Source organism: Microbulbifer maximicatervae (SeqCode) (assembly GCF_052468155.1).
The window spans coordinates 3,040,067-3,052,787 of the sequence record NZ_CP174335.1 but is presented as its reverse complement, the minus strand read 5'-3'; the positions used below and the strand labels follow the sequence as shown (position 1 = coordinate 3,052,787).

9 protein-coding genes are annotated in these 12,721 nt (G+C 46.2%); 4 read left to right on the top strand and 5 right to left on the bottom strand.

What is annotated here, in order from left to right; genetic code table 11:
• Positions 1–7 precede the first annotated feature (7 nt).
• Entirely contained in the window at positions 8–535 is a 528-nt protein-coding gene (locus ACJJIY_RS13235; protein WP_444897825.1) for a GDYXXLXY domain-containing protein, read from the bottom strand.
• Positions 532–1,848: a DUF2157 domain-containing protein gene (locus tag ACJJIY_RS13230; protein ID WP_444897826.1), complete on the bottom strand. Its 1,317-nt coding sequence runs from the start codon at positions 1,846–1,848 to the stop codon at positions 532–534. The genes ACJJIY_RS13235 and ACJJIY_RS13230 overlap by 4 nt, the downstream gene beginning before the upstream one ends.
• 243 nt (positions 1,849–2,091) lie before the next feature.
• Between ACJJIY_RS13230 and ahpC (ACJJIY_RS13225) the strand changes: the two genes are divergently transcribed.
• Positions 2,092–2,658, top strand: coding sequence for an alkyl hydroperoxide reductase subunit C (gene ahpC / locus ACJJIY_RS13225; protein WP_444897827.1), 567 nt, complete (start codon positions 2,092–2,094; stop codon positions 2,656–2,658).
• Between the two features lie 86 nt (positions 2,659–2,744).
• Here the strand turns inward: ahpC (ACJJIY_RS13225) and ACJJIY_RS13220 are convergent, their stop codons facing one another.
• A complete protein-coding gene (locus tag ACJJIY_RS13220; RefSeq protein ID WP_444897828.1) occupies positions 2,745–3,938 on the bottom strand; it encodes an MFS transporter in 1,194 nt (397 codons plus the stop codon).
• A complete protein-coding gene (locus ACJJIY_RS13215) occupies positions 3,935–7,336 on the bottom strand; it encodes a Gfo/Idh/MocA family oxidoreductase (protein ID WP_445358057.1) in 3,402 nt (1,133 codons plus the stop codon). Before ACJJIY_RS13215 ends, ACJJIY_RS13220 begins: the two co-directional genes overlap by 4 nt.
• Positions 7,337–7,680: 344 nt before the next feature.
• Here ACJJIY_RS13215 and ahpC (ACJJIY_RS13210) point away from each other — a divergent pair, with 344 nt between their 5' ends.
• The 3 genes from ahpC (ACJJIY_RS13210) (at position 7,681) to ACJJIY_RS13200 (ending at position 11,153) form a co-directional block, all read left to right on the top strand.
• Positions 7,681–8,247: an alkyl hydroperoxide reductase subunit C gene (ahpC, locus tag ACJJIY_RS13210; protein ID WP_444884410.1), complete on the top strand. Its 567-nt coding sequence runs from the start codon at positions 7,681–7,683 to the stop codon at positions 8,245–8,247.
• A 76-nt stretch (positions 8,248–8,323) separates the two neighbouring features.
• Entirely contained in the window at positions 8,324–9,874 is a 1,551-nt protein-coding gene (gene ahpF / locus ACJJIY_RS13205; RefSeq protein WP_445358056.1) for an alkyl hydroperoxide reductase subunit F, read from the top strand.
• Between the two features lie 301 nt (positions 9,875–10,175).
• The gene (locus ACJJIY_RS13200; RefSeq protein WP_444897831.1) at positions 10,176–11,153 is read left to right on the top strand and encodes a right-handed parallel beta-helix repeat-containing protein; all 978 of its coding nucleotides are present in this window, start codon (positions 10,176–10,178) and stop codon (positions 11,151–11,153) included.
• 358 nt (positions 11,154–11,511) lie between these two features.
• Here ACJJIY_RS13200 and ACJJIY_RS13195 read toward each other — a convergent pair whose 3' ends face one another.
• Complete coding sequence (locus ACJJIY_RS13195) at positions 11,512–12,462, bottom strand: IS5 family transposase (protein ID WP_444895065.1); 951 nt, start codon at positions 12,460–12,462, stop codon at positions 11,512–11,514.
• Positions 12,463–12,721 lie beyond the last annotated feature (259 nt).

Genomic DNA, 12,721 nt, shown 5'->3' with positions numbered 1-12,721 from the left:
CCTTTGCCTATTGATTTCCTGAGCCTCTGACAACCTTCAAGCTCGCTCGCCCATCCGCAGAAATCATCAATTCGGCCACGCCACCCTCCCGCAGTTGTTTTTCCAGATCCAGGGCTTTTTCCTTCGGAGCAAAGTAGGCTTCAATACCGTAGCGAATCCGGTAGCTATCTGATGAATTCCAAAAATTCTGGCCTGCTACCCGCCCTCGAATAAAAACTCCGCCCTGTGGTTGTTCAAGGCTGACAGAGGCGCGTTCATACAATCCGGATGACCCTTTTTCTAAGCCCACATAAACCACCTCTCCCTGACGCAGTCGTCCCTGCCCTTTAAACAAGGCTTTATCTAAAGTGGAAAAGGGGTAACTCAATTGGGCATAGTTACCCCGAAACAATGAGCGCGGGTCTACAGGAACAGTTTTCACTGAGACAGGCTGGCCCGTCCACAGCGGCATTTGAGCCTTAATATACATTCCTAACAGTATAAAAAACTGCACGCCAATGGCGGCAACCAGGCCAATCACAACTCTACGTTTCATCGCAAACTTCCCCCCGCCTGGTGATATTTCCAATACTTGGCTGCTGCCAGCAATAAAACTGCGAAGAGAATAAACAGGAGAGCAGCTCCTATATAGTCGCCAATCAAGTCAATATAGCGCAGCAGAGCCGTCAACAGGACCGCCATAACTCCGAGGAAGAAGTAGTGCGAGATACCATCGTGAATACCCCTGAAGATCAACCAGATTCCACAGGTAATCAGGGCAAAGTTTGTAACAATTTGTAACCAAACTGCGTAGTCACTGGAGCTGGCATTCGTTACGAACGCAAGTACTGCCGCAAAAACACCGCACAACCCCAGTCCGAATAGCAACCTCTGAGACAGCAGCGCCAACACTATCGACACAGCAGACATAGTCCCCACTACCGCCCACATAGAAGGTAGGTGACTCCAGGGGGCTTCTATCATCTCCTCCCAGGGATATTCAAAGCTAAAAATCAGTAAGCCAATTAAAGTAAACCGAAGGCACCAAATAGAGATTACTGCTGCGTAGTCCTTGGCTACCGCCGACGGGCGAGTTGCCAACCAATGGGCAAAGCAATACATCAGGATAAAGAGCGAGACTGCAACAGCAAGGTTCTCTGGATAAATATCCGCACTAAATTTCCCATCCTGCAAACGCCAAAATTCTGATAGGGAAAATTCCAGCCAAAAACCTAAGCCAAAGATAAAGGTCAGCAAGAGAATCACGCTCGCACGACCACTTAACAGGATATAGAGGGCTCCCAGCAAGAAAATTGGGAACAGGGCGGGGTAAAAGCCTAAACTCGACTCCAGGAAGAACCAAAGCAAAGCCAATAGCAACGACTGCTCTGCAATCCATGGGCTGCGGGTAATTAAAGCAAATGGCAAACTACCCAGTGCCCACCAGAAAATACCATCTGGCATATGCTCGCCCAAGTGGTATACCTGTGCGATCAAAATAATCGCCGCACCAAAAAACAGGTTGCCCAACAAGAACAAGCCCTCTCCGGCTTTCCGATCTCCAGACAGGTAAACCTTAAACGCCACTCCCTGGGTCACCAAGGTCAAAGCGATCAGCCCCCCCATTCGCAGCGCTCTGGGGATTTCCTCCCAATTGGCCCCAATCAGTGTAATCACCGCCAGCCCGATAAAGAGATAGGCCAACCCAATCAAAATACGATATCCAAGTGTTCTTTCTTGCGCCCGGTGGTAATCCACTTCATAGCGGGCACAGATCTGCTCAGCCTGAGCTTCACTGATCACACCGTCTTCAACCCAATCTCCGGCCTCGCGGGCCAGGTCATGCTTAAGCAACCGAATCAATCGCATAGATGCGCCTTGTGAAAAATTACCCATACACGATGGATGGGTATTAATACTTTGGTCCCGAGTATCCCCGATGTAACCAGCGACCTCAAATTGGTACGGATTGCAGACTAAATTATCGCCAGGCTGCCTAGATAGCAGAAAACTATCTCAGATATTTAAATTGTTAATTTCTATTATCAATCGCCAGCCAATAGCATAAACAGCATCAAAGTTAAGAGCCAGGCACCCAATAAGGAGCTAACCATGTCCCGCTATATCGAATCCGAACTCAAGCCGTTTAACGCCAAAGCCTACCAAAATGGCGAATTTCACGATGTAAGTGACTCTGACGTCAAAGGTAAATGGGCCGTATTCTTCTTCTACCCCGCCGACTTCACCTTTGTATGCCCCACTGAATTAGGCGATCTGGCAGACAACTATGAGGAGTTTAAAAAGCTGGGTGTAGAGATCTACTCAGTCTCCACAGACACTCACTTCACCCACAAGGCCTGGCACGATTCCTCTGACACTATCGGTAAGATCCAGTACCCGATGGTCGGTGATCCTACCGGTACCATTACCCGCAACTTCGGTGTAATGATTGAGGAAGAAGGCATTGCCGACCGCGGTACTTTCGTAATCGACCCGGAAGGCCGTATTCAAATTGTGGAAATTACTGCTGGCGGTATCGGCCGCGATGCCAGTGAGCTGCTGCGCAAGATCAAAGCTGCTCAGTACATCGCTGCTCACCCGGGTGAAGTTTGCCCAGCAAAATGGAAGGAAGGTGAGGAAACCCTGGCCCCCTCTCTCGATCTGGTAGGCAAAATTTAAGACTTCCCAAGCCCTCACAGGATTGGAACTGGCCTTGCCCGCCCTTTTGGCGGGCATTGTCGTTAATCAAATATTGCTAATCCGTGTTAATGGCTTCTTTGCTTCGCAATAAGTGATAAAAGCAAGCAACATACAACTCCTCCCAAGAGGAACACAGGAACTACAAAGATTGCGGTTTGTATTCCATAACTTTCGTCTAACCATCCCACCAAAGCATGGGCCAGAATCAAGAAAATTCCCCCCATACCTAAGGAGAATGAAACTGTAAAAGGGGGATTCTTACTACAATCTGTCAACCATTCCATGGCATAAGGAAACAAGTAGGATAGTGTCAATCCACACACTGGGAACCATAGTGGGCTCACCCAGTAGCCCAAAGAAAATACGGCTGCTGTCGATAAAAAGGAGACTATCAACCAGAAAAAAGCACTTCCCTTCAGCAGGATAAAAGTGAAGGCCACTCTCCCTAAGCAGAGCAATCCGAAAAAGATTGAAAGCAAAATATCCGCCTCAACGGCCCAGTGCCCTCCCCTAGCTTCAAGAAACAGTACCATCCTACTCGCCAATATATGTTCAGCGCCGTTGTAGGCAGAAACAATAAACCCACCACCAATTGCGATCCACCACTCTTTCGGTTCTTTATCTCGTTGGCTCGCCTCTTTAAAGGCGCCAGGGTTAAAAGAACTCCCATTTTTCCTTAGTTTTCCTTTTCTTCTTATTAATCCAGACAAGATAAAAAATAATATGCTTGCAGCTATCCCCCCAAACAAATAGAAACCGCCCTCCCATCCAAAGTGAAATTTATATAACAACCCAGGTAACAAAGGAGACAATATGGAGGCAACCCCATAGGTACTATGTAATCCACAATAACCTTGACGAGTTAAGTTTTCAGGCACAAAAAGGGGGATTGCCACATTAATCAAAACCATGCTCCCTCCGGCACCCAAACCAAAGAGGAAGCTGCCCAGAATAAGCAGGGTAAACGAGTACAAATATCCAGAAATACCTGAAAGTACCGACCCTACCCCCATAAACACTACGAATAATGCTAACCCAGAGATCACTCTGATTTTTTTCACCCAGAGAGCCCCTGACAAAGTCATAAGTAAGGCAGAAAAAGTGGACAGGAAGAAAAAGGTGGAGCCCTTTGTTGGGGAAACAGAAAAAAAATCTAAAATTTTTGGATAAATTGGAGCTTTATAGACCTCCACAAAGCCCAGTAAAAATAGAGCCCCATAGCATGACAGCAATCCAAACCAATAGATGTTGCGTTTCACGCAGCCCTTCTTTTGATATATTGATCACACTCTTCAATCATTCGGATTGCTTGTATAGAGTCGGCAAGAGGAAGATCCGGTGATTCAATTAAGTTTTTCTCAATACATAACTGAACAGCCTGTGCCTCATAATAAAGCCCTTCAGAATTTGGATAATTAAACCTGCCTCTTATTCTCGGTAATGGGAATTCGTACAACTTAGTCTCATTATCTGTCCTTCGATCACCAGTGATCCGCGTCACTGACACCCTAGTTGGACAATGTGCCGGGGCAAACACTTTTATCCGCCCTTCTGTGCCATAGATTTCCAACTCTTCCGCACCCTCAACCAGATGACTCCAGGAAACTACAGCTGTTGATCCACTATCGAAGTGCGCATAAATGAGTCCGGCACCATCCTCCTGGAAACCGTAGTTATCCAGCACCCCAGAGAACTCCAGGTCTGATATCCCCCTACCCAATACCATCAGCGCCGTGTGGACAGGATACACACCGGCATCCATACCAGCTCCCACCTTCCATTTTGGAGACTGCAACCCTTCATCCTTACGCAGGTCAAAGCTCAAATCTGCACGAAGCTGGCTTACCTTACCTATATTTCCAAGACTAATAATATCTCTACAGTATTTAATAGCAGGGAAGAATCTCATCCACATCCCTTCCATGCAAAACAGCTGTTTTTTATTGGCAAGCTCTTTAATCCTTACAGCATCCTCAACTGTTAACGCCAGAGGTTTTTCAATAAGAACAGGCTTACCTGCCATTAATGCTAATTCAGCATGTTGTCGGTGTAACTCGGGGATAGTTGCAATATAGACAATGTCAATATCAGGATCAGAAACAAGTTCCAGGTAACTGCCATAAGCCCTACTTGCTCCATGACTATTCGCAAACTCTCTCGCCCTATTAAAATCCCTGGAAGCTACAGCAAACACTTCTGAGGAATCCAGGTAATCGAGGACTAATGCAAAATCATTTGCTATTCTTCCACAGCCTATAAATCCCCAGCGCAGCCTTCTCAATGGTAGTTTTTTAGCGCTTTGATGACTGGTCAAGTCTAATTGCTTAGGTAAATACTCCTCCTCTGCTATTTCATCAGGATCCAATATGAGCTCTGGATGACGAGTAAGCCTTTCTTGCAGGTCATACCAAGCGCTTTCCAGATGGTTCGCCTCTATCTTATTGACCCAAATACAGTTTCCTAGAGGGGCTGGGAGAGGCGCTCGCAAAGTACCGGAGCGATGAATCGAGATCTGTTTTATTGCCGTCTTGTATACATCCAGGCTCAGCCCTTTGACACTAGCTGCAAGTCCCAGCTGCACGTAAATTCCAAACAGTAACTCAATGTCTGCCTTGGATATCAATCCCATTTTTTCAGCTACCAGCGAAGTAAACAGGCAATCAATGCCCACAGCTTCACCATGCATCAACCTAAAAGCCTCATCACGCTCCAACCAGCGGGATAACGTATGTCCAAAGTCCATTGGTCTGGATAAGTTTTCTTCTTTTAAGTCTCCCGCAATACTATCCAGCATGGCATCAATACAATTTATCAGCAGTTTATAGGATGCATCTCCCGGCAGGCCATCAGGTTCTAAAAAACTATTTTCCAACAGAGTGGCACACTGAGCTGACAAGGTATCGAGCACATCCTTATTGAATACCACTCCAACCTTAATCATTTCACCAATCGCACTTTTTAATACCCGCTGTGGATTAGTTTTCAAGAAGGAGGGATCAATAATGGTATGCAAGGGACAATGGAAAGCACCAATCCCATTCTTAATATTGTGGTTCACACTGACTTTAATGCCGATAGAGGAGTCAATCATTCCCATTAGAGTCGTTGGAATACGTATCCAGGGTGTATTCCGTCGCCACACCGCACTGACAAACCCAATCGTATCGGTTACCGCCCCTCCACCCATAGCTAAGATTGGCTCCCTGTAACGAAGAGGATTTGCCTTCCATATTTCATCAATCATACTGATAAGACTATTAATATTTTTTGACTGTTCGCCACCCTTCATAACTATCGGGATGAACTCAACCCCCATGGACTTTTGCCACTCGGTAATACCCTTCCCATAGAGCTCCCATACCTTGTCATCAACACAACAAATAATTCTGTTCTGCGGCGGTCTTAGGAGTTCTATAAGGAATTTATTACCAGGATTAAAGAGTCCATGGTGGTACCAGATTCTTTGGTTTGTTGGAGCCTGACAAATAGTATCTGAAATTTGTACGATAGAATGATGGCTTTCATCTTCTCTTAATTGAGCCTTAATACTGGGCTCAATCGCTGCGGCCAATTCGAGAACACCACATGCATGAAGCAGTCGCGGCAGGCTCAAGTATTTCTCATCATTGCTATCTAGAATGGATTCAATAAACAGCCGCTTCAGATTGTAATAATCTCGCTCAAACAAGTAGCAATACCACATCCCTCCCTTTTCTTTTCTAGTAAGCTCAAGTGCCCGATCAAGGACATCTTCCATGGCCTGCCGAATAAAAACAGGGTCGCCTCGAATGCCTTTTCGCATCACTATGCAATTTTCGACACCTTCACAACGGGTAGCCAGAAAAGAGAAACTCACCCCCAGATTAGTTTTTAGCGTAAAAGACAGCTTTTTGAAATCCTCGATATCACCGAAGCGCTTCTGCACGGTTTCATCTCGGTTCACCACTACATCAGTAATGTTGTGAGGAGCAAGGTTCCACTTTGCTATACAGAGTTCAAGTTCATGGCAACACTGGTTGAGCAGCATACCCTCGGAATTTTGCCTAAAAATGCTTTCCAGGTTGGCTTCCGGATGCGGGTTGTGATGAATGAATCCGACACTCCTGGACTTCAACTTCCATTGCTCGTTAAGCCTCTCGGCTCTATCCACGTAATTTGCGATATGCTTTTGATAGCCAACAACAACATTTACATTGTTTCTGTCGGCGATCATTTCCATTTCACGCAGCTTTTCCAGCGAGTCTGCACCAGGTTTTTCAAGGTATATATTCCTATATCCTTTATTAATTACCGATTCAAAAATCCCCTTCGCGAGTGGAGTCCTCACAGAGATAACAACCAAATTTTTTAAGGAGGGATGCGCATCAGGTATTTGCTCCACCGAGGAATAAGTTTTGAAATCGCCATACTGAGCTTTAAGTCTTGCCATCTCGTTTCGGAAAACCATCCCTTTTTCAGATGACTCGACATCACTGGAAAGCCAATACTCTTCAACAATCGCATCCACCACTACATTTCGCATATTCATTAGCTGAGACAAATGCAGCCATCCGATTGACTCCCCAGGCAGACCGACACCTACCACCGTGACATGCACCACATTCTGATTCATAGCGGCAACATTTAACCTCACATCCGCTGGCACTACCCAGATCATCAGAACCGGGCTTGCACTTCTAACTTATTGCTAATGTGCGCTGATTTACGACTCAACTCTTTTTTGATGCCTGAGGGTATGGACCGCGATCAACACATCTATATGTCGTCTTTGCGGCTCAATAGACATCAGGATGCGCCGATAAGGTTTCACCTAACGGCTGTCGCTTTGCCAAAGCCATTAAATAGCGGCTAAACACCCAACCAATCAAATAGCCAACAACGATTGCCAAAAGCTATCACACGTATTTACATTAATAATTTTTATCAAAGAGCATCGACCGATAGTATTGATCCCACTTCCAAACAACGACCGACAAGACAGTGATAAATAAGGAGCTATCCATGTCACGTTACATCGAATCCCAGCTGAAACCCTTTAACGCCAAGGCTTATCAAAACGGCGACTTCTTCGATATCAGCGACGCCGACGTTAAAGGCAAGTGGGCCGTATTCTTCTTCTACCCCGCAGACTTCACCTTCGTCTGCCCCACTGAGCTGGGCGATCTGGCGGACAACTATGAAGAGTTCAAGAAGTTGGGCGTTGAGATCTACTCCGTATCTACCGATACCCACTTCACCCACAAAGCCTGGCACGACTCTTCCGACACCATCGGCAAAATCCAATACCCGATGATCGGCGACCCCACCGGCACCATCACCCGCAACTTCGGTGTGATGATCGAGGAAGAAGGCATCGCCGATCGCGGCACCTTTGTAATCGACCCGGAAGGCCGTATCCAAATTGTCGAGATCACTGCCGGCGGAATCGGCCGCGATGCCAGCGAGCTGTTGCGCAAGATCAAAGCTGCCCAGTACATCGCCGCTCATCCCGGTGAAGTCTGCCCGGCCAAGTGGAAAGAAGGCGAAGAGACCTTAGCCCCCTCCCTAGATCTGGTAGGAAAGATTTAACCCAAATACCTCTGACCCGGCCCATCAAAAGGTGGGCCACAACCAAGCCTTAAATTGTTAGAGAAAGGACACACCGATGTTGGACGCAAACCTGAAAAAACAACTGGACACTTACCTGCAGAATATCGTCAAACCGATCGAGATTCGTGTGTCCACAGATAACAGTGAAAAATCCAAAGAGCTGGAGGCGCTGGTAGATGAAATCTCCGGACTCTCCAGCAAAATTACTGCACAGCAGAGTCAAGCCAAGCGCACGCCGAGTATGGCCATCGCCCCTGCCGGAGAGGAACCCCGGGTTAGCTTTGCCGGTATTCCCCTGGGACATGAATTTACCTCACTCGTACTGGCACTATTGCAAGCGGGGGGCCATCCCTCAAAAGCAGACCCGGAGCTACTGGAGCAGGTACGAAACCTGAAGGGTGAATTCCACTTTGAAACCTATATCTCCCTCTCTTGCCAAAACTGCCCGGATGTTGTCCAAGCGCTGAACCTGATGGCAACCCTCAACCCAAACATCACCCACGAAATGATCGACGGTGGCCTGTTCCAGGAGGAAGTTGAAAAGCGCAATGTTATGGCTGTACCTGCGGTTTACCTCAATGGTGAACACTTCGGCCAAGGCAGGATGTCCCTCGAAGAGATTGTTGGAAAACTGGATACTGGCGCAGCCGAGCGTAAAGCTGAAGAACTGAATGAAAAAGCACCCTACGATCTTTTAGTGGTAGGGGGTGGCCCAGCGGGCGCAGCGGCTGCTATTTATGCCGCTCGCAAAGGCATTCGCACTGGCATAGTGGCAGAACGCTTCGGCGGCCAGGTAATGGATACCGTAGGCATCGAGAACTTTATCTCTGTACCTTATACCGAGGGCCCCAAGCTCGCAGCCAGCCTTGAGCAACACGTAAAAGAGTATGGTGTTGATATCATTACCGATCAACGCGCAGCCAACTTGCGACGCAACGAAATGGTAGATATCAAACTACAAAGCGGTGCTACCCTATCCAGCCGCTCTGTAGTATTGGCTACCGGTGCCCGCTGGAGAGAACTGGGGGTACCTGGCGAAGCGGAGTACCGCACCAAGGGCGTAGCCTACTGCCCCCATTGCGACGGCCCCTTCTTTAAAGGTAAGCGCGTAGCTGTTATCGGTGGCGGCAACTCGGGCATCGAAGCAGCGATCGACCTCGCCGGAATCGTCGAGCACGTCACCGTACTGGAGTTCGCCGATAAACTGCGTGCAGACGAGGTGCTGGTACGCAAGGCTCAGTTAATGGATAACATTGATATTATCGTCAATGCGCAAACCACCGAAGTACTCGGCGACGGCAACAAAGTTAACGGCCTGGCCTATACCGATCGAGAGAGTGGTGAAAACAAGCAACTCGACCTGGCAGGCGTCTTCGTACAGATTGGCCTGGTACCCAATACGGAGTTCCTTAACGAAACCGATATAGAGATGAATCGCATGGGCGAAATCGTGATCGACGAGCGCGGCGCAACTTCAGTCCCCGGCGTCTACGCCGCCGGCGATGCGACCACTGTCCCCTACAAACAGATAGTGATCTCTATGGGTGCAGGTGCAACTGCTTCGCTGGGCGCATTTGACTACTTGATTAGGTCTTCGGTTGAATAACACCAAAGCGTTAAAAAGGGCCAGTCATTGACTGGCCCTTTTTTATATTCACTTTAAGCATGGACAATATAGGAGAACAGATTTCAAGCTAAGACCTGAGCCCACATAAAATATCATGCGCCATTTATAAACCTATATTTATAATGGACACTAAATCCGCACCTTTAATTTATATATATTATTAACAAACCAAAAACAAACTGATTAAACCCTATAAAATACCACTTGGCATCACCTATCAATTACTAATCGAAAGAAAACTTTAGAGTAAATAATAGACTCATTATCTTGGGAGCCCCCCATGAAGAAGCCAAGCCTAACGCTATTTTTAACCCTGCTACCAACCTTTGGATTACCTTTAGCCTCAAACAGTTTTGCTGTGAGCTGTGGTGACACGATTACTACCCAGGAATCCCTCACAGAAGACCTCTCCTGCGAAACCAATCCAGCCCTCACAATTGACGGCCCCGGTGGCGGGCTGAACTTAAATGGGTTTACTGTTACCTGTATAGAACCATTACATGAGGGCATCTATCTAACAGGGCTAGCTGCAAGCCTGTTTAACGGCGTAATAGACAATTGCAATGACTCAATAGCACTTACGGAAGATGGTGTTCATTTTGTCAGTGATATTGAGATTAACAATCTTGTAGGTGTGGGCGTACGTATTGAAAGTAACAGTAATTTTGTTACCGGCATCGTGATACCTTTTAATGGTACGCAATATGCAATAGGCATAGAAACAGCTAATCCCGCAAGCCTCAATCAGATCACTGGAAATTTTCTAGAGTTCCCGGGATTTTCAGGAATATATATCGAGGGGCGAAGCAATACAGTCACCGGAAATGAAATTCTTAACCCTGGTGATTTTGGCATAGCTCTTGATTCCGATGGAGGGAGCAACTTAATCCTACTTAACACTATAATCAGTGACAGTAAAGCGAGAATATTCAACACTCTCAATGGCGATGGAGATGTGGGAATATCTGTAAGTTCAGATTCAAATCTCATTTCTCAAAATAGTATATCGAACAGCACCACTGGAATCAGAATCAATAACAGTGACAGCAATACAGTAAGCAGCAATGAAGCTGACAATAACACTGACTATGGCATAGTGATCGAGGGAACTAGCGCAGAATTCAATAACATTTTATCTAATACAGCCAATGACAATGGTATATTCGACCTTTACTCCCCTGATGATCCGAACTGCACATCTTCGAACAACTGGATTGGCAATAGTTCTACCATTAATGACCCTAACTGCTTGGATTGAGGCTTTGCCAAACTAAATCCATAAAATTATCTAGTTAAGCAATAGCCGAGCGGTATATTGCTTACTTATAAAGTATAAAAAAGTAAAGAATCTCTTAGCAATCATTCGTAGCCAATACTCCCCGATAACGGATTGAGAGTGAAATCAATACTCACATCTTCATAGCCCCCAAACTACAACCATGCCAGCACTAATGGGATAAAGCTAAGGACCCTCTGATCAACGAAGCATTTTTCCAGAATTAAGCTGAGCTGCTTGAAAAATTCACTTTATTACGCACAAACGCGTAATTTGCGCGTAATAGTCCACTAATTTTTCATCTGAAACCCTCAATAGGTGGATTTCAGGCGAACCACCCCTAGGCAGCCAAGTATTTTCTCCCTATTATTAAGTTGGTAAAGCCTGCCAGTAAGCACAGCCTCTCAGTATTTTTTACCAGTCCCCGATAGCGGACCTTGTCATAACCAAATACCCGTTTGATGTAGCGGAAGGGGTGCTCGACCTTCGCTCTTATCTGCGCCTTGATCTTTTCCGCTTTACGAAGTGCATCACGCCCTGGAAGAGTTTTTAGCTTGCTCGGCTTCATTGCTATATACCAATCCGCCTCCCGCTCTTTCAACTCTTCACGTTTCTCCGCACCAATGTACCCAGAGTCTCCCCAGATTCTTTTCTCCTCCCCGTGGAGAACTCGCTCTGTAGTTGTGACATCATGCGAATTCGCTGCTGTTGTATCTATGCTATGTATTACTCCGAGCACATCATCAACCCCGATATGCATTTTCATTCCAAAATGCCACTGATTGCCTTTCTTTGTTTGATGCATTTCTGGATCACGTTTTTTCTTTTTATTCTTGGTTGAAGTTGGCGCAGAGATAATAGTGGCATCTACAATCGTGCCTTCACGCAGTACCATGCCATTCTCAGCAAGATGCTTGTTGATTTCATCAAAAAGAGCTGCACCTAGCTGATTGAGCTCCAGTAAGTGGCGAAAGTTAAGAATCGTTGTTTCATCGGGAATTGGGCCGCTCAAAGTCAATCCAGCAAAACTACGCATGGATTCAATTTCATACAGTGCATCCTCCATAGCGGGATCACTGAGATTATAAAATAGCTGCATGCAATGAATACGGAGCATGACACTCAATGGATATGGCTGTCGGCCACGTTTGCCTTGTGGATAGCAAGGAGTGATCTGAGCTTCTAGTCGCTGCCATGGGATGAGGGCTTCCATTTGAGAAAGAAACTTCTCTCGGCGAGTTATACGGCGCTTTAGCTTATATTCTGCTTCGGCAAAGGTGACTTGGTGCATAATTCATCGTAGTCTTGATGGGTAGGTGAATATTACCAATATTGGCTTGGAATTATTCAGAGGTTCCCTAAAACTGACTTCTACCAGAAAAAAAGTATTACGCAAAAGTTCCAGACACCCATAAACCTTACTGAAAGTAAGATTCAATATTTACAATGGGTTTTAAAATCAAAGCCATAATTTAAATTAAATATTATCGAAAACAAATAAAAAAGCTAATAATAGTAAAAGTAACGCTAGCCCAGCTTACGCACTCATC